At 42.6% G+C, this 18728-nt stretch carries 21 protein-coding genes; 2 read left to right on the forward strand and 19 right to left on the reverse strand.

Translation table 11 applies throughout. The annotated features are described in order from the left end of the window. Window position 1 precedes the first annotated feature (1 nt). The 4 genes from BPOF4_RS18055 to BPOF4_RS18070 all read right to left on the reverse strand — a co-directional run bounded on the left by BPOF4_RS18055 (window position 2) and on the right by BPOF4_RS18070 (window position 2279). Window positions 2–304: a DUF4212 domain-containing protein gene (locus tag BPOF4_RS18055; protein ID WP_012960690.1), complete on the reverse strand. Its 303-nt coding sequence runs from the start codon at window positions 302–304 to the stop codon at window positions 2–4. A 244-nt stretch (window positions 305–548) separates the two neighbouring features. Then, window positions 549–839, reverse strand: a complete 291-nt coding sequence (locus tag BPOF4_RS18060; RefSeq protein WP_012960691.1) for a hypothetical protein — start codon at window positions 837–839, stop codon at window positions 549–551. 10 nt (window positions 840–849) lie between these two features. Next, a complete protein-coding gene (locus tag BPOF4_RS22515) occupies window positions 850–1026 on the reverse strand; it encodes a hypothetical protein (protein WP_012960692.1) in 177 nt (58 codons plus the stop codon). A gap of 347 nt (window positions 1027–1373) precedes the next feature. Next, complete coding sequence (locus tag BPOF4_RS18070; RefSeq protein ID WP_012960693.1) at window positions 1374–2279, reverse strand: stage II sporulation protein SpoIIQ; 906 nt, start codon at window positions 2277–2279, stop codon at window positions 1374–1376. 188 nt (window positions 2280–2467) lie between these two features. Between BPOF4_RS18070 and BPOF4_RS18075 the strand changes: the two genes are divergently transcribed. Next, the gene (locus BPOF4_RS18075; RefSeq protein ID WP_012960694.1) at window positions 2468–3139 is read left to right on the forward strand and encodes a hypothetical protein; all 672 of its coding nucleotides are present in this window, start codon (window positions 2468–2470) and stop codon (window positions 3137–3139) included. Window positions 3140–3162: 23 nt separating this feature from the next. Here the strand turns inward: BPOF4_RS18075 and spoIID are convergent, their stop codons facing one another. Continuing rightward, complete coding sequence (spoIID, locus tag BPOF4_RS18080) at window positions 3163–4188, reverse strand: stage II sporulation protein D (protein ID WP_012960695.1); 1026 nt, start codon at window positions 4186–4188, stop codon at window positions 3163–3165. Window positions 4189–4440: 252 nt separating this feature from the next. Between spoIID and BPOF4_RS18085 the strand changes: the two genes are divergently transcribed. Next, window positions 4441–4905, forward strand: coding sequence for a hypothetical protein (locus tag BPOF4_RS18085; RefSeq protein WP_012960696.1), 465 nt, complete (start codon window positions 4441–4443; stop codon window positions 4903–4905). Between the two features lie 451 nt (window positions 4906–5356). Here the strand turns inward: BPOF4_RS18085 and murA are convergent, their stop codons facing one another. From murA to BPOF4_RS22830, 14 genes are all read right to left on the reverse strand, one after another. Then, window positions 5357–6673, reverse strand: a complete 1317-nt coding sequence (gene murA, locus BPOF4_RS18090; RefSeq protein WP_012960697.1) for a UDP-N-acetylglucosamine 1-carboxyvinyltransferase — start codon at window positions 6671–6673, stop codon at window positions 5357–5359. Between the two features lie 44 nt (window positions 6674–6717). Then, the gene (locus BPOF4_RS21345) at window positions 6718–7488 is read right to left on the reverse strand and encodes a YwmB family TATA-box binding protein (RefSeq protein WP_012960698.1); all 771 of its coding nucleotides are present in this window, start codon (window positions 7486–7488) and stop codon (window positions 6718–6720) included. Window positions 7489–7589: 101 nt separating this feature from the next. After that, window positions 7590–7823, reverse strand: coding sequence for a DUF1146 family protein (locus BPOF4_RS18100; RefSeq protein WP_012960699.1), 234 nt, complete (start codon window positions 7821–7823; stop codon window positions 7590–7592). A 633-nt stretch (window positions 7824–8456) separates the two neighbouring features. Next, window positions 8457–8858, reverse strand: a complete 402-nt coding sequence (locus BPOF4_RS18105) for a F0F1 ATP synthase subunit epsilon (protein ID WP_012960700.1) — start codon at window positions 8856–8858, stop codon at window positions 8457–8459. Window positions 8859–8958: 100 nt separating this feature from the next. Beyond that, window positions 8959–10371, reverse strand: a complete 1413-nt coding sequence (gene atpD, locus BPOF4_RS18110) for a F0F1 ATP synthase subunit beta (RefSeq protein WP_012960701.1) — start codon at window positions 10369–10371, stop codon at window positions 8959–8961. Between the two features lie 68 nt (window positions 10372–10439). Next, a complete protein-coding gene (locus BPOF4_RS18115; RefSeq protein WP_012960702.1) occupies window positions 10440–11309 on the reverse strand; it encodes a F0F1 ATP synthase subunit gamma in 870 nt (289 codons plus the stop codon). Window positions 11310–11436: 127 nt separating this feature from the next. Further along, entirely contained in the window at window positions 11437–12945 is a 1509-nt protein-coding gene (atpA, locus tag BPOF4_RS18120) for a F0F1 ATP synthase subunit alpha (RefSeq protein WP_012960703.1), read from the reverse strand. A gap of 21 nt (window positions 12946–12966) precedes the next feature. Next, window positions 12967–13515, reverse strand: a complete 549-nt coding sequence (locus BPOF4_RS18125) for a F0F1 ATP synthase subunit delta (protein WP_012960704.1) — start codon at window positions 13513–13515, stop codon at window positions 12967–12969. Beyond that, window positions 13512–14003, reverse strand: a complete 492-nt coding sequence (atpF, locus tag BPOF4_RS18130) for a F0F1 ATP synthase subunit B (RefSeq protein WP_012960705.1) — start codon at window positions 14001–14003, stop codon at window positions 13512–13514. Before atpF ends, BPOF4_RS18125 begins: the two co-directional genes overlap by 4 nt. 178 nt (window positions 14004–14181) lie before the next feature. Then, the gene (gene atpE, locus BPOF4_RS18135) at window positions 14182–14391 is read right to left on the reverse strand and encodes a F0F1 ATP synthase subunit C (RefSeq protein WP_012960706.1); all 210 of its coding nucleotides are present in this window, start codon (window positions 14389–14391) and stop codon (window positions 14182–14184) included. A gap of 100 nt (window positions 14392–14491) precedes the next feature. Beyond that, window positions 14492–15208 carry a F0F1 ATP synthase subunit A gene (atpB, locus tag BPOF4_RS18140; protein ID WP_012960707.1) on the reverse strand — a complete coding sequence of 239 codons (717 nt, stop codon included), beginning with the start codon at window positions 15206–15208 and terminating at the stop codon, window positions 14492–14494. A gap of 5 nt (window positions 15209–15213) precedes the next feature. Further along, window positions 15214–15615 carry an ATP synthase subunit I gene (locus BPOF4_RS18145; RefSeq protein ID WP_012960708.1) on the reverse strand — a complete coding sequence of 134 codons (402 nt, stop codon included), beginning with the start codon at window positions 15613–15615 and terminating at the stop codon, window positions 15214–15216. Further along, a complete protein-coding gene (locus BPOF4_RS18150) occupies window positions 15608–15832 on the reverse strand; it encodes an AtpZ/AtpI family protein (protein ID WP_012960709.1) in 225 nt (74 codons plus the stop codon). The genes BPOF4_RS18145 and BPOF4_RS18150 overlap by 8 nt, the downstream gene beginning before the upstream one ends. A gap of 609 nt (window positions 15833–16441) precedes the next feature. Further along, window positions 16442–18712 (reverse strand): S8 family serine peptidase, encoded by a 2271-nt coding sequence (locus tag BPOF4_RS22830; RefSeq protein WP_012960710.1) that lies wholly within the window; start codon window positions 18710–18712, stop codon window positions 16442–16444. Window positions 18713–18728 lie beyond the last annotated feature (16 nt).

Genomic DNA, 18728 nt, shown 5'->3' on the forward strand with positions numbered 1-18728 from the left:
TTTAGTGATCTAGTGCTTTTCCTGCACTTGCTCTAACATTTTCTTCTTCATTAATTCCATATTTCTTATCGATCTGATCACTTATGATAGCGTTTCCAAAAAGTAAGAGTACGAAAGTTACAACGGCTCCTTGTGCCCCCATAAAGTAGTTAGCAGGCATTCCCATGATATTAAACGTAACAAAGAACTCGGCAAAGGCAACAACGCCAAATGATACAAGCCCTCCAATAATCAAACAGACAATGACAAGGGTCGTTCTCGCACGAAAATAGGCATCGGCAACTTTTTTATCAATCTTCTTCAAGTGTTAACGCCTCCTTGGTTTTGGTTTTTTGAGGTGGTTGGGTGATTGGGTGGCTGGGTGGCTGGGTGGTTAGTATTTAGTTGGTTAGGAGAAAGTTCTTAAAGACTTTAATCTTTTCCTAAAACCTAACAGCTAACCAACCTTTTGCCCTTCTAACTTTCCAACTTTCCAACCTTTTTCCTTTCCAACTAACTAACTGACTGACTGCTTATTTCATCGCCTCCTTATTAGAGTAAAATGTTCATTAGGCTTGGTGTGTAAGCTGTTGTGGGGTCATGATGTGGTGGCAGTTTGTGCAGCGTCTAAGAGGTGTTTTCTTTTTAGCAGATTTGAAATTCATCCAAGCTATGAATGGAATAAATGCTAGAAAAATTGGATGAACCACAAAAGTTAAGACAATAGCCACGATAAAAGGCAGGATACTGAGCATGAAAAAGTATTGCCCAGTTTGAATATAGGTGAGTGAGTCTTGATGACATTTCGTACAGTGTTCAGCATTTAGCTGTGTCACTTGAGTTTTCTTTCGTTTCGGCATAGCTTCCTCCCTATCTTAGATCAAAGATAAACCGGACGGTCTCAAAAAAGCCCAGCGGCACCATGGCGATTTGAAAGACAAAGTACACGAGAATCGCTGCAAATGGAACAGATAACATCAGCGGCTTTTTCATTTTAAAAGCAAAGAAGATCGATAAGGCCGTGATGAGCAAGAATACGTACAGCATGTGCGCCCTCCTTTTATGTAATATATTTTTGATGTCGTTTACTCAGACCGGATAGTCAGTCTCGAGTAGTACTAATACAGATCATACGAGCCATATGTAAGCGTTATCATTATTTTGTTAAATATAGTGGAACATCCAAGCAGGTCTTCTTGCGGTGTTCCATAACAGTCTTTTCATAAGCATTATTATTTCAAATATTCTGAAATATGTCAAGAGAGAGGACAAATGTCTTTTTTATTTTTTGTAGACAAAATACGACTAGCGAGTTGGTGGAGAATAAGGCGAATGAGCTCCCAACCAACCCAAAAAACGACCCACGCTTGATGCGTGAGCCGCTCTCTTAAAGATTATCCAATATTATTTTCTTCTTCATCAGACTCTTCGGCACCATCTTCGTCTTCAGCTGGTGCTTCTGTTTCGTCTTCATCACCAAGCGCATCTGCATTTTCATCAGCTGGCTTGTCTTCTTTTTCACCTTCTGCAGGCTCAGTGCCTTCTGCTGGTGCTTCCTCTTCTGCATTAGCCGTTTCTTGCTGCTTTTTCACAGCATCGCCAATTGAATCAATCGGCTGCTCAAATACATCAGATGGATTGACAGCAACTCCGTCTTGACGGATCGCAAAGTGAACATGTACGCCTGCTTCTTGATTATATAAGTTGCGGGCTGCTTGTCCGATAACGTCACCTTGTCTTACCACTTGACCTTCTTCAAGCTCCACACCATCTAAGCTATGGTAATGCGTAACGATTCCATTATCGTGACTAACTTCTACAACATATCCAAGAAGTGCATCTTTCTCTGACTTTACAACCGTTCCACTTAGAGCAGCAGCTACATCAAAGCTTTCGTTTTCAACGTGACCAAAATCAATTCCTTTATTTTGACGGTATTCATTATTGTAGTATACCAAAGCGAGTTCTTTTTCTTCAGCAGATGCTGACTCAACAAAATAATGGACAACCACTTCAATTCCTTCTTCTTCTGCAACTGGCTTTTTGATGACTTCATTTGCAGCAGTAACTTCTACTGCTTCTTCACCATACATACCTTCTTGCGACGGATCTTCCACTTCGACTCCTTCGCCTGGTAGAGCTGATTCGTCTCCACCTTGCATAAAGAACACGGCACTCAATACACCAGCGGCTGCGACTAAATAGACTGCGGGAACTACCCAGCGCTTCTTTAGGAAGCTTTGTAGATCAAATGAATTTTCCTCATTTTTAGAAGAGCGTTTATTTTCTTCTTCTCTCATTTCTCATCACCTCAGCAACCAGTTTGAGCCGATTCCTGGAAATATATACATTCAACCGAAAAAATTTTTTAGATTAGTTTTCGACAAAGGTATGCGTATTATGCGTAATTTGTAAAAAAAAAGATTTCACCTGCTTCCATTTAATGTTAGACTAAAACTCTATGAGAAATGGTGTAAGGAGTTATTGTATGAAATTATTTAATGCTTTTGTTTTATGTGTACTAACCTTTTTCGCCTTTCTATATGCCAGCTTTACGATTATTGATTATGGATCCCTGCTCGCTCAACACATTAGTTTATTTGAACCGTTAGCTGACTTCTTTTCAAAAGCATTATTTGTATTGGGGTTTTTGATGTTCCCACTCTTATTAATACCTGTTTTTCCGCTAATCGGATTGTTTATTTTATTCCTGTGCTCTGTCGTCATAGCTGCTTATTCAAAAGACTGGTCACGGCTTGGCGGGTTATTATTTGGTGCGTTAATTGGAATTTTCGTATTAAAGCTTGTGGACATTGTTCTTATGATAGGGAGACATAGTTTGGAGGTTGCTTATTTCCTTCCCCAAGTATACAGTCCATACATCGGCATCATCCCCCTCTTATTCATGATAGCCGGATTGATCTGGTTTAAGCACATAATGAAATGGATCCACCTTGGCGGGATAACCTTAGGTGCTACGATCAGCTTCTTTGCAGGACTCTTTACGTTAATGGTATTCGGAGGTCATTGGTTCGAGTTTCTTCAGCCGGGCGCAGTTCATTTTCTTCTTTTACTCGTTCTTGTTGCAGCAGGGATGACCCTCGGGAACTGGTTGGGGCTCAAAAAAGAAGCACAAACGAAAGAAGACCCTTCCAATTGAGGGTCTTCTTCTTTGTGATGATATTACTCCGCTCTCGCCGTCAGCTTCGCTTCATACGACTCCATTGACTGGATGCTTACCCCTTGATAGTAGTGATGAACAATCTCCTCGTAGTTCTTTCCTTCTTTGGCCATACCATCTGCTCCGTATTGGCTCATTCCAATACCATGACCCCATCCTCTTGTTTTAATAACAACTTGGTCTCCTTGACGCTGCCAATCAAAGTCAGATGAATTAAGTTCTAATTTGTCACGTATTTCACGTCCGCTGAATTCTTTTCCTGCCACACTAACTGACGCTACACGACCTCCATCGGTACGTGCTGTAATAGAACCGACTGACCCATCACCCGGAAGGCTTACCCCAAGCTTTTGCTCGACCTCAGCTTTTGTGAATACTTTTTCTGATGTAAATTCGGGAGAGCGTTCATCCCACGGGCTCTCTACACTTCTTAAATAAGGAATTGGATTTGGCCAATAGTCCTCTGAGTTCTCTGTAAAGCCATTGCTTGTTGAAAAAAAGGCAGCTGTAATCGGCTCTCCATCATATGTTAATACTTGTCCTTGCGTTTGTAAGACAGCCTCTTTAATTCGTGCATAGTTTTGCTCGAAGTCGCCTCCCCAGCGAGACTTCAACTCTTCTTTTCCTTGATAAACTTGATGCATCACCGTATCTGTAACCATTGCGTCACCAGGCACCTCGACATCTCCCGGTTCAAGCATCTGTCTTAAAATGTACGTTCGCGCGGTTAGTGCTTGCGCTTTTAATGCTTCCATTTCAAATGTAGCAGGCATTTCAGAAGCGACGACCCCAACTACATACTCTTCTAAGGGAACTTCCTCCACTTGCTCGGTGCTGCTCCTAAATACTTGGATCGATACATCTGCTTGTGGCTCATAAGTGACTTGATTCGAGACGGCCGGCTTCTGATTCGTTGGTTCTAGCATCGTCATTTGCTGCGTCGATCGATCCCCGATTAGCACCATCATTGTAGGAATGATCAGTACAACCGTACACAGGATTGTTGCGATAATGAGTAACCGTTTCATATTCAAGCCTCCATTATATCTTTAATTCTCTATATAAATTTATGTGGGAGACCCCTCTAATAGAACAAGTTCTTTCTTTCAGTGATAAATGCGTACATGCTGGAATAGATTGAGAGGAAATGAAGTTATTGAATATGAGCCTTCATGCAGCAGTTGTTCATTTCCACTGCACTCAACAAACGAGAAGGAATTAAACCGTTCTATTCAAAAGTAGCTTTTCAATGGCTTCAAGAATGTTAAGGAGGGTCGTCTATGCTGCGTAGAAGAAATCCACTTCAACCTCTTATGTTACCAACCATCGTCATCATTGGACTCTTCTTTCTCGTCGTTTTTTTCTTAATTCCATCTGAGGCAAGACAAGTGAAAAAGGTAGTTGATGACTTTTACTCTCTTGAGCAGGAAGCCAAGTTCTCTTCTTCTTGGGAGTTGTTTCACTCATCTATGCAAAGCCATTTCTCACGGGATCGCTATATAAGTGATCGGCCTCATACATTTATGAATCATTTTGGCGTTGATACGTTTGAGTTTGATATGAGCCGTCCGAAAAAATTAAAGAATTGGAAGCTCTATGAAGACTCAGAAAAAATGGAAGCTTATGAAGTCATAGTGACCAAAACATACCGCGGAACATATGGCCACTTTCAATTTATTCAATATGTATATGTCGCAAATGAAGAGGGAGACTGGCGGCTGCTTTGGGATTATAAAGAGAAGTAAGAAGCTTCTCTTTTTAACAGTTGTGGACAAGCTGTTGATAACTTATTTGGATAGAACCTTTATAAAAAATATGACTTATTTTTAAAAAAGAGGCATATAGGCGGTAATATTCAGAATATAAGAATAAAAAGGGTTTATTTTGGCTAAATTGATGGATAAGGAAACTTGTTGACATAACTGTGGATAAGTTGTGGAGATATGCGACGTTTGGAAACATTTATGCGTTTTTCTCGAGCGCAATTGCATCGGTTGCTTGAGGAATTGCGCTGATGGTGAGCGCGTATGTGTCAATTGATAGCAATTGCGCTGGTTCAGCTGTTTATTGCGTGAATTGGTGAGGGAATAGCGTCGATCTAAGCGTTAATTGCGCCGGTTTCAACTACGTTCATCTTGCACACGGTCACCCGCTCAAAAACCGCAAAACAAAAAGCCCTTCGAAAAGGGCTTTTAATTAAAGGTTTGTGTTTACACGTAATGGAGCATCTTCAGTTGTCGTTTCTTCTTCAACTTGCTCTTTTACGCGTTCAACGTCAGCGCCTAGTGCTTGTAGCTTGCCTGCAAGATCTACATAACCGCGGTCGATGTGCTTAAGTTCAGTTACACGTGTCATACCGTCTGCTACAAGACCAGCTATTACAAGAGCTGCACCAGCACGAAGATCTGTTGATGCTACTTCTGCACCTTGAAGGTTGTTAGGACCTGAGATGATCGCTGAACGTCCTTCGATTTTAATGTTAGAGTTCATGCGGCGGAATTCTTCCACATGCATGAAGCGGTTTTCAAATACAGTCTCAGTGATCACACTTGTGCCTTTTGCTTTTAAAAGAAGTGCCATCATTTGAGCTTGCATATCCGTCGGGAATCCTGGATGAGGCATTGTTTTAATGTCAATTGCCTTTAGTGTTTCAGGCCCAATGACACGTAAACCATTTTCCTCTTCTTTGATTTCAACTCCCATTTCACGCATTTTCGCGATTAATGGACGAAGATGCTCTGCTACTGCTCCTTCAACTAACACATTTCCGCCAGTAATAGCAGCCGCTACCATAAATGTACCAGCTTCAATACGATCACCGATCACTGTGTGTTTAGCACCGTTAAGCTCTTCTACCCCTTCGATACGAATGATACCAGTACCAGCTCCGCGAACTTTTGCACCCATACCATTTAAATAATTCGCAAGACAAACGATTTCAGGCTCTTCTGCTACGTTTTCGATGATTGTTGTTCCTTCAGCCAGGACCGCAGCCATCATAATGTTTTCAGTAGCACCTACACTTGGGAAGTCAAGGTAGATTTTTGTTCCTTGAAGCTTGCCGTCAATGCGCGCTTCGATGAAACCATTTCCGATTTCAACTGTCGCACCCATTGCTTCAAACCCTTTTAAGTGCTGATCAATTGGACGTGATCCGATTGCACAGCCTCCAGGAAGAGCGATACGAGCTTTACCTACGCGCGCAAGTAATGGCCCCATCACTAAGAAAGACGCTCTCATCTTGCGAACATATTCAAATGGTGCCTCTGTTTTTAATGTTTTCTCGGCATTTACCGTAAATGTGTTGTTTACGTACTCCACATCAATATTTAAATTACGTAATACTTCTCTCATTGTGTATACATCTGCAAGCTCTGGCACATCATAAAGTTTGCTTGTGCCCTTTCCAGCTAAAATCGATGCAGCAATTACGGGTAGCACAGCATTTTTAGCACCTTCTACTTTCACAGTGCCTTCTAGCTTATTGCCACCACGGACAATAATTTTTTCCAACGTATTCCCCTCCGCGTCTAGAAATTATAGTCTCTTCTATATCATCAATATTCAGTCGTAATAATAGGCGTTCCTATTGTCACGGTTGTACCGGAGCCCATTGTCTCTCCGCTTCTTAAGGCAACTTGCAGGTTCATCTTGTGACCATTTGTGACAATGGCATCTGTCCATACATCATTGTATGCAGAAACCGAGACAAACGTTTCTTCATTCAGTGATTCAATCTCTGTTGCACCGAGCTTTTTTACGAAATCTCTTGCTTGGTCTCCCAGAGAAGGTTGCACATATTCAGAATCTTCCGGTCGTACTGCTCTTACTTGAGAGTAAATAGGCGAGTCTTGCAGGGAAAATGATTCTTTTCTCTCTTCAAGTAATTCGTGTAATTCTCTCTCACCAAGCGCTTTGGTTGATGTTCCATTCAGTTCATAAGTGTGGATGATTTCATAGGATCCATGTTGTTCGTATGCATAGATACTCAGTCTTTCTTGGCTGTCTCCCAAAACGCAGGGACGAGTTGCCTCGATCGACCAATCTGTCTCAGACATGTGTACGTCGCTCACATTCCAACCAGTGAATTGGCTGTTCAAATTATGTACATACTGCTTAAACGCTTCAAGATCGCTAACTTGACCTTGTCCTGCTCTCATACGCAGCTGCCACCCTTGAACATGTAATTCTTCTTGTTGTGCTAAGTCTAAAATGGATTCAATTTCACGTAAATTGTTGTTATGTGCGTGACTTGTTGTTGCCTGCATATAACTGTACCCTGCTAAAAGAAATATGAAACCGAAAAATAGTATTCGTACCATGCCCATAAGACTCACTCCCCCAAATAAAGCTGATTAGTACCATTTTTACCTTGAGGAGTAAAAGCATACATGGAAGTTGTAGTCATTACTCGACAACAACAACTACCTTACCACAAATACCGTAACATCGTTGAAGCATTGTAATAATCAAGAAAAAAGCTACTTACTAACTGGGCTACAGCGATAGTGACGAGTATCATAAGCGCTTTTGCTTTCGGGCTATTCGGTTCTTTGACAAATAGATCAAACTTAAAAGCTTGCAAAGCCCACCAAGTGATTGCTAAAAACATCACATTCACAAATACGTGGATCAGTGCTTGCTGGCCTATGCCTTCAAACAACGTTTTAACCCCCAGTCCCAATCCTTCTCTCGTGTTACTGTAAGTAGAAATTTGTCGATTGACTTAAAAAAAATGTCAAGGACAAAGCAATCCATTTTTCATCTTAACGGATTTTAGCAAAAAAATCTATAGCGAATTACCATCATTTTTATAGTTGTACAGACCTATCTTTTGTCATGTTTGTCATCTAATCCATGACTTATGACACAGCCTCATCCATACCTCCTAATCATACGATACATAGCATGGATAATATTCACATGAAATCATGAAATAAAGTCAAATTAGTGACGGATTAGTGAGTGAGAGTGGTGTGAGGATCAGCACGATGAGGAGTTTATCGAATAAAAATAGAATTAATTCAAGCAAATAATTTATTTTTCCAGCGAATCTTCTCTTTAATCCAGCGAAACGCTGAATAATTTTAGCAAACGGAGCAATATATTGGAATGTACAACATGGTCAAGCGATATATCGAACATAAAACTCATTTTATCAAACAAACAATTGCATAATTCGAACAACTTTCCACTTTTTTCGAACAAACGGTGCAAAAATCTGGAAAACAACACCACGCCGCACCTCATCACAACCACAAAAAAACAGGATGAGCTGAGTGCTCATCCCGCTTTCTTATTTACCAGTGACATCTAGACGGTTGATCGCTCTCTTCAGAGCAAGCTCAGCACGTTTGAAGTCTACTGCATCTTGTTTTGTAGAGTTGAGACGACTTTCTGCACGTTCTTTAGCAGCGCGCGCACGGTCGACATCAATTGCTGATGGTAATTCAGCAGCCTCAGCTAAGATCGTTACTTGATCAGGGCGAACTTCTACGAAACCGCCACTAACCGCAACTTGTTCTTCAGAGTTGCCTTTTTTCAAGCGTACTGCTCCAACTGTAAGCGGAGCAACTAACGGAATATGTTTTGGCAAGATACCTAGTTCGCCTTCAACCGTGCGAACTACTACCATATCCACATCACCATCATACACTTTGCCATCAGGAGTTACTACATTTACACGAATCGTCGACATGTGAGAAACCCTCCTCGAGTAGCATCACGGGGTTAGTTTGCATAAACAGGTGCGCAGCAAGCTTAGCTGCGCCCCCGCTTTAGTTTATGCGATGCGTGAATTACGCCATTTGTTTTCCTTTTTCGATAACCTCTTCAATGCGGCCGACAAGACGGAATGCATCTTCAGGAAGATCATCATATTTACCATCAAGGATTTCTTTGAATCCTTTGATTGTCTCTTTAACTGGCACGTAAGAACCTTTCTGACCAGTGAACTGCTCAGCTACGTGGAAGTTTTGAGATAAGAAGAACTGGATACGACGCGCACGGTGTACAACAAGCTTATCTTCCTCAGAAAGCTCATCCATACCTAGGATTGCGATGATATCTTGAAGTTCTTTATACTTTTGAAGCGTTTGTTGAACTTGACGAGCAACACTGTAGTGCTCTTCTCCAACGATTTCAGGAGAAAGTGCACGAGATGTTGATGCAAGTGGATCAACGGCAGGGTAGATACCCATCTCAGATAATTTACGCTCTAAGTTTGTTGTTGCATCCAAGTGAGCGAATGTTGTCGCTGGCGCTGGATCTGTATAGTCATCGGCTGGTACATAGATCGCTTGGATTGATGTAACCGAACCAACTTTAGTCGATGTGATACGCTCTTGAAGCTGACCCATCTCTGTAGCAAGTGTCGGCTGGTAACCAACGGCTGAAGGCATACGGCCTAGTAGGGCTGATACCTCAGAACCTGCTTGTGTGAAACGGAAGATGTTATCAACGAAAAGAAGTACATCCTGACCATCGCGGTCACGGAAGTGCTCTGCCATTGTAAGACCAGAAAGAGCAACACGCATACGCGCACCAGGCGGCTCATTCATTTGACCAAATACCATGGCAGTCTTTTTGATAACGCCAGAGTCAGTCATCTCGTGGTAAAGGTCATTCCCTTCACGAGTACGCTCACCTACACCAGCGAATACAGAGATACCGCCGTGCTCTTGAGCGATGTTATTGATAAGTTCTTGGATAAGAACTGTTTTACCTACACCGGCACCACCAAATAGACCGATCTTACCACCTTTAATGTAAGGTGCTAGAAGATCTACTACTTTAATCCCTGTCTCAAGAATTTCAGTAGTTGTTGAAAGCTCTTCAAATTTAGGAGCTTCACGATGGATTGGGTCACGCTTTACATCAGCTGCAACCGGCTCACCTAAGTCGATTGCTTCTCCTAATACGTTGAATACACGACCAAGAGTCGCTTCTCCAACTGGAACGCTGATTGGAGCGCCTGTATCAAGTGCCTCTGTACCACGTACAAGGCCGTCTGTTGAACCCATTGCAACGGTACGAACTGAATCATCACCTAAGTGCAATGCAACTTCAAGTGTAACTGTAACATCAACCGCATTTTTGTCTGCACCTACTTGTACGACTTTTAATGCGTTATTGATTTCAGGTAATTGTCCGCTCTTGAACTTTACGTCAACAACCGGACCCATTACTTGAGTAATGTGACCTGTATTCATAGTATTCCGTCCCTCCTAATGGCTCCTAGCCAATTTTTTCAGGGTATTTGTAGTAGTTAAAATAATATCTATTCTAGTGCTGCTGCACCGCCGACGATCTCTGTAATTTCTTGAGTGATCGCCGCTTGACGCGCACGGTTAAACTTAAGCGTAAGCTCTTCAATTAGAGCAGATGCGTTATCAGTTGCAGCACTCATTGCTGTCATACGCGCACCGAATTCACTCGCTTTCGCATCTAGTAATGATCCGTAGATAAGGCTCTCCGCATATTGTGGAAGAAGTTTTTCTAGGATAGCTTGCTCATTTGGCTCGTACTCGTAAGAAGCACTAGCTGAAGTAGCTTTTTCATCACTACCGATATCTGTAAGCGGTAAGAGCTTCATTTCTGTTACATCTTGAGTGATTGGACTTACGAAGTGGTTGTACCAAACATACAACTCATCGAAGATCCCATCAGCAAACATTTCAACAGATGTACGCGCAATGTTTTTAATATCATTAAATTCCGGTTGATCCGGTAAGCCGATTACCTCTTGAATAATAGGCAATCCGCGTTTTTTAAATAAATCACGTCCAATACGTCCCATGATGATAATTCCGTACTCATCAGGAGAGTTGTGACGCTCTTTAATCGTGTTTAATAGAGAACGAATTAAGCTAGAGTTGTATCCGCCAGCTAACCCTTTATCAGACGTAACCACAATGTATCCTGTCTTTTTAACAGGACGCTCCTCAAGCATCGGATGAGAGATCTCAGTGCCTGATGATGCGATCGCAGCTACAACTTCACGAATTTTATCCGTGTAAGGAGTAAAAGACTGTGCGTTGTGCTGTGCACGGTTCAGCTTTGCCGCTGAAACCATTTGCATCGCTTTTGTGATTTGTTTTGTCTTTTTAGTCGAGGTAATTCGTCCCTGTATATCACGTAATGAAGCCATTCGATTCACCACCTTTTCGCAAAAACTGGTTCGTGTTTTGCTTGGCAGATAGCAAGCGGCAAACGGCAGGCGTACTCTCTAGAAAAGTACGCAGCCGCCCCCCTTTGCTAATTACCAGCCACTAGCCTTACTTGCTTGCACTAAAGCCCTTCTTGAACTCTTCGATCGCTGCTTTAAAGTCTGCATCTTCAGGAAGGTTTCCAGTTGTGCGAATGTGATCTAGAAGATCTTTTTTGTTGTGATCTAAGAACGTGAAGAACTCAGACTCAAAACGTTGTACATCTTCAACTGGGATATCATCCATGAAGCCTTTTGTAAGAGCATAGATGATTGCAACTTGCTTCTCAACTGGAAGCGGATTGTGAAGGTCTTGTTTAAGAACTTCAACTGTGCGCTGACCACGGTTAAGTTTCGCTTGAGTTGCTTTATCAAGATCAGATCCAAACTGAGCAAATGCTTCTAGCTCACGGTACGCTGCAAGGTCAAGACGCAATGTACCTGAAACTTTCTTCATCGCTTTAATCTGTGCAGAGCCCCCTACACGTGATACCGATAAACCGGCGTTAACGGCAGGACGGATACCTGAGTAGAATAAGTCAGATTGAAGGAAGATTTGTCCGTCTGTGATTGAGATAACGTTTGTTGGGATATAAGCTGATACGTCACCCGCTTGTGTTTCGATGAAAGGCAATGCAGTGATTGAACCGCCGCCTTTAGCATCACTAAGCTTCGCTGCACGCTCAAGTAAACGAGAGTGTAGGTAGAATACATCCCCTGGGAATGCCTCACGACCTGGAGGACGACGTAGTAATAGGGAAAGCTCACGGTAAGCAGAAGCTTGTTTTGAAAGATCATCATAGATCACAAGAACGTGCTTGCCGTTATACATGAATTCTTCACCCATAGATACGCCTGCATATGGTGCTAAGAATAGCATTGGTGCCGGATCAGATGCACTTGCTGATACAACGATTGTGTAATCAAGTGCTCCGCGTTGACGAAGTGTTTCAACAACACCTGCAACGGTAGAATCCTTTTGACCGATTGCTACGTAGATACAAATCATATCTTCGTCTTTTTGGTTTAAGATCGTATCGATAGCGATTGCCGTTTTACCTGTTTGACGGTCACCGATGATTAACTCACGTTGACCACGACCGATTGGAATCATTGTATCGATTGATTTAATACCTGTTTGAAGCGGCTCGTGTACAGATTTACGATCCATAACACCTGGTGCCGGACTTTCAATTGGACGAGATTTTGTCGTTGCGATTGGACCAAGACCATCAATAGGTTGTCCTAACGGGTTCACAACGCGACCTAATAATTCTTCTCCAACAGGAACTTCCATAATACGACCAGTACGTTTCACTTCGTCACCTTCACGAATATCTGTGTATGGTCCTAGAATGATAATCCCGATGTTGTTCTCCTCAAGGTTCTGAGCCATCCCCATTACCCCGTTTGAGAATTCAAGAAGCTCACCAGCCATGACATTCTCTAAGCCATGTGCAAGCGCGATACCATCACCAACACGGATAACCGTACCTACATCTTGAACTTGAACATCAGACTGAAAGCTTTCAATCTGCTGCTTTATAAGAGAGCTAATTTCCTCTGGTTTGATGCTCATATCATTCACCCCTATCTTCTACTAACGTGTACCGGCAATCAGCTGACGCTCTAAGCGGTCTAGCTGTGATTTTACACTGCCGTCATAAATGCGGTCTCCGATACGAATCTTGAGTCCGCCAAGAAGGTCTTTATTCACTACATTGGTTACTAGAAGCTTCGCTTTGTTCACCTTTTTAGCAAAGATCACAGCGATTTGCGCTTGCTCTTCGCTAGTAAGCGGCTTAGCTGAATACACAACAGCCTCAGCCATATCTTGTGCCTCGTAAGACATTTCTTTAAACGAATCAATCATATCCACAAGACTTTCAATACGCTTGTTTTCTACTAATAGAAGCAGTGTATGAAGGCTTGTTTCACTTAGAGAATCTTTGAAGCTGTTTTCAATGAAAGCACGCTTCTTCTCCGTTGTTACTTTCGGGTGCGAAAGAAGCTGTAAAAATTCAGGCGTTGTATTCACAACTTCCTTTACAAGCTCCATCTCCTGCACAACTTGAGATAAAATGCTTTTTTCTTCAGCAAGCTGAAAAAGGGCATATGCATAACGATTGGCTACTGCTTGGTTGCTCATAGCTCCTCGCCTACCTCTTTAAGATACTCTTGTACAAGCTTCTCTTGTTCTGCTTCATTAAGTTCTTTTTCAATCACTTTTGTAGCAATTAGAACAGATAGACCCGCAACTTGCTCACGAAGGGCAGAAACTGCTTGTTCCTTCTCGCGTTGGATCTCAGCTACTGCTGATTCCTTAATACGCTCAGCATCGTTACGTGCTGCTTTTACAATATCTTGACCTTGCTGCTCACTAAGTTTTTTTGCATTTTGGATAATTTCATTCGCTTCCATACGTGCCTGCTCTAATGCTTGGCGCTGCTCCGCAATAAAAGCTTCAGAATCTTTACGATTTTTCTCAGCAGAGCTGATTTGCTCATTGATCATTTGCTCACGCTTTTCCATGATACCTAGCAACGGTTTCAGTGCAAACTTACTTAAAAAGAAAAGTAACACTGAAAAAGCAAGTAATTGGTAAAGAGCTGAGCCCCAGTTAATATCAAAACCCACGTGGATTCACTCCTTTCTTGGATGTGAAAAATATTTAGATGGCTTTATATTCATTAAATAACACTTATAGATATACATGCTGATTAGTTCTACATAAGGAATGGCGCAGGTTCAAGCTGAACACTGTCGCCATTTTTATGCACACTGAAAAAGCTTTTCGTGCGTATACGATTGCTGATTAGAATAAGATTAATAATGAGATAACGATCGCAATAATCGGCACGGCCTCAGCAAGAGGAACCCCGATAAACATAAGAGTTTGAAGTGTACCACGAAGTTCTGGTTGACGAGTTGTTCCCTCGATTGTTGCTTTTACAATGATTGCTACTGCGATTGCACCTGCAACCGCTGCTAAACCTGCTGCGATAGCAGCTCCTAAAAATGCCATGATAAATTTCCTCCTATTATGTGTTTAGTAGTTTATATTTGATTGCTTTGTAAAAGCTATGTAAAATATACACTGCTTGTCCAAAGCGTTGTTCCTAAGATTAATGACTTTCAACTTTGTGCGCCATGTAAACCATCGCTAGCATGGCAAAGATATAAGCTTGGATCGCACCAATAAACAGGCCAAATGCTTGCCAAACAATAAGTGGTAAAAATGCTCCAAACATTCCAATTAGACCACTTGTACCTGCTGTTACAAGCAGGATCATCAGGATCTCTTTCGCATAAACGTTACCAAATAGACGCATTCCAAGAGTTAATGTGTTGGCAAACTCTTCAATAATTTTAAATGGCAACAAGAATGGGACTGGCGTAATATAACCTTTTAAATACTTGCCAAATCCTTGGATTTTAATTCCATAATAATGGGTAAGAATAACAACAAAAGCAGCCATTGTTAAGGTTAATACTGGATCAGATGTTGGTGACTTCCACCAAACCTCATGAGTTGTCGGGTTGTAAAGTTCAAATGGCAGCCCAAGCATATTAGCTACGAAAACATAAAATAACAGCGCATATGCTAAAACAATGAATCTTCCACCGACTTTCCAGTCCATGTTGGCTTTAATAATACCGCGAATGAAGTCAACGACCCATTCTAAGAAGTTCTGCAAGCCTGATGGGTTCATCGAGAGTCGTCTAGTGCCGATAAATGTGATTAAGAAAACAATGAGGCAGGCTATTGTTGTCATAAGCACCGTAGACATGTTGAAACTCAGACCCATAAACTCCTCAATAGGCGGCTTATGATCGTTCATACTATTCACCTCTTTCTCATAAATTGAAATAGCATATCAAGCATAATAATGGCATAAATCAGGGATATCCCTGCAATGACTAAAAGAACATTAAGTGTATCCGGATTGATGAGCGCCCAGTAAACCACAGAGAGTGCAAGAACAATACGAATTAAATAGCCGAACCCAGCTAGAATAAAAGGTAGGACGGAGTGTTTTCTTTTTTGATCGGCCACTTTACCGACAACTTTCGCCAAGTAATAAGTCGTCCAAAGATTAAGAAAACTAACAGAAAGACCTGCAAAAAAACTGAGGAATTGCACCTTAAGTTGAGTGAGGAGATAACCTGTGATAAATAAAAATAAGAGTGTCATCACAATTATTGTATGTTGCCTCATTTTCCCTTGTAACGAACTCATTTTACTCATCGTCTCCTAAGAACGGTTCAATCGTTTTCATCACGCCATAAAACCCAATACCCAGACCGCTTAGTACCGAAATGACTAAAAAGATCGGCATAGCACCGAATCGATTCCCTAGAAACAATCCAATAAATATGCCCATAACCACTCCCCCAACTATATAGGAGGAAATGATCGACACTAGTGCCATAGCGCGCAGCGGGTTGCGTTTTTCGTTAGACATGAACACCGCTCCCCTCAAGCTTTTCCAGAGCTTTCGAACCTTTTCATTTTCGTATGTAAACCTTATCATCATATCCTTTGTAATCGTACAATAGCGAAAACTTTGTGTCAATGTGTTTTCCGACTAAAAAAAAAGAGATTTGTCGATATCTTCCTTTGTTCACACTTCTGTCATATTCCACATTTTTAGAGGGTTTTATACATGTTTGTGTGAAACTTTTGTCAAGGATTTATATCTTGGGTATATATGGGTTGGGTGCGTGAATTTGGTGTTTGTGCAGAAGTATGTCGAAGGATGAAGGTATGGCTGAGATTGTCGAATCAGTGAGTTGCACTCCTGCGCGCAGAGCAGACGGCCGGATGCGTCTATTCACCCTCTTATCGCGTCGCTCCTCTCTCTTATGCGGCAGCCTCAGCCTTAATTGCGCGCCTCTTCGACCTCATTGCGTCACTTTATACATGATATGCGCGGCTCTCAGGCATTATTCTATTTACTTTGACAAATATTGCGCCAGTTCACGCGACGCAGCTCATCATAGCCTCCCCTACTCCACAAGATCAGCCAGCATAAAAAAAGAGCGCACCACGCGCTCCTTTTCCACTCACTCCCCTACTCTAATCCTTGACTCTTTGGGGGGAGTTCTTCTCCAATTGTAACCCATGCTTCAATTGTATCTTCCTGTCCGTCGTTCACAGCATAAATCAGCGCTTTATAGACGCCGTCTTCTAGGTCCACATCTGTTAACGTGCCTTCTACCATCCCTCGGCCTATATCTTCTTTACTGTCGAGGAATGTGACAAATTCAAAGGTGTCTGGATCATATAAAACGATGCCAAACTCTTCCGCTCCACCAGGTAAGTACAATTCGTATCGATACGTATCTGCCGTATCGCCTTGTCCGAAGTTAAAGGCCATCAGCCTCGGGTAATTCGGCTCCTCAATAAAGAAAACATACGGTACAGTAATCGTCTCGCGTCCGCCTTCAATGAGGATGTCCCCATGATGGATACCTTCAGCTAAAACAGAAGGCAGCATATCGAGCTGGAGTTTGACCTCGCGCTTCTCACCTGGTTTAAGCGTCGTGGCAAACGGTACATCCCACTGAAGTCCATCCGGTGCTTCAAATGGCGGTGTGATGTGATAGGTGCGCGGCAGATTATCATGATTTTCAATCGTAAATGTCACTTCCCGCTTCTCACGCGGATCTTCTTTTGTCCATTTCCCAAATGTAACAGCACCCGGATAGACGAGCGTTTTTAACTCTAGGGCATCATCCACTTGAAGTCTTCCTGCCCCTTGTTCATGCGGAAGATACCTCTCCCCTTCTGGTGAAGTCAGCTTTTTAGCCGAGTTCATAAGCGCTGCTTTAATCTGTTCAGGCGACCAGTCAGGATGGGCCTGCTTTACGAGGGCTGCAGCTCCTGCAACATGCGGGGCTGACATACTCGTGCCGTTTAACGCTAAATATCCTCTTGGAACCGTACTGTCGATTGAGACCCCAGGAGCGACTAGATCGGGCTTCACTTCCCATGTTTGTGTTACCGGTCCCCGTGAGGAAAACGGGGCAATAAAATCTTCTTCTTCCCGGTAAATTGTGCGGATGGTAAGCTCTTTATGTGCTTCCTCTAGTTTATCCAGCAAATATTCTCCGTCCTCTTTTGTGACACTGACAACAGGCAGCTTCACACCGCCTTCAACCACACCGACAAATGCCCCCGGCAGGTTGTTATATATTATCATTGCCTTGGCTCCAGCTTTTTTGGCATTATGAGCCTTTTCAGTAAACGGGATCAAACCGCGTTTTACCAAAAGAACACTCCCTTCTACCTCAAGCTCATCTAAATCTTCTTCCGTGCCAAGGCCTCCGTCAACTAGCGGGAAATCACGCTTTAGCGCCCACGGCATCGTTCCTCCCATCGGAAAGAGAGTCAGCTCCTTATCATCACCGAATACCGTTGCATAAGGTGTTTTGATCGGCGGGGCTGAAGCACCTACGGATATTGCTTTTGTCGAAGTTCCGGGAGAGCCGACCGTCCACATTTTAGGGCCGCTGTTTCCGTTTGATGTAACGGCAACGACTCCCTCCTCCACCGCTTTATCCAGTGCCACACTTGTCGGCCAGTCCGGTCCATTCACTGTATTTCCAAGTGATAAATTAAGCACGTCTACTCCATCAGCCACTGCTTTTTCAATCGCTTCAATGACTTGTTCTGTAGTCCCCTGTCCACCTGGTCCTAGAGCACGATACGCATAAATATCTGCTTCAGGTGCCACTCCTTTTACTTGACCATTGGCTGCAATAATTCCCGCAACATGCGTTCCGTGCAAGGTCGGCACCCCTTGAGTGCTTTGTGTCTCCATCGGATCATGATCATAATCGACGACATCATAGCCGCCTTTATAATTCGCTTGGAGATCAGGATGCCTATAATCAATGCCCGTATCAATCACAGCCACTTTCACACCTTTTCCGGTCAAACGCTCACCATCACGACTGAACATTCCTCGGACATGATCGCCTCCGATAAAAGGAACGCTGCCATCTAGATTGGCTTCATATTGTGCCACTTGATCGACACGTTCAACAGATTGAACATCTTTTAATACATCAAGATCTCCCTTTTCTAACTCGAGGGAAAATCCGTTATATAAACGATTAAACTTCTTTCTTACTTTACTTGAAGGCAACACAGCCATCACTTCAGCTACTGCATCTTCTACCTTATCTTTTGCCGTCACGATGACGACCGTTTTTTCATTCTGATCAAGAGTTCTCTCAGCAATTTGCGGCCGTTCCGGAAACACTGCATTTGTAGCATATGCCGGTGAAACGACTGATAGTAACAGCACACAGCAGCATAGCCAGACTAATTGACGCAAATTAATCTCCTCCCAA

It is taken from the genome of Alkalihalophilus pseudofirmus OF4 (assembly GCF_000005825.2).
GTDB classification, from domain to species: Bacteria; Bacillota; Bacilli; order Bacillales; family Bacillaceae_D; genus Alkalihalophilus; species Alkalihalophilus pseudofirmus.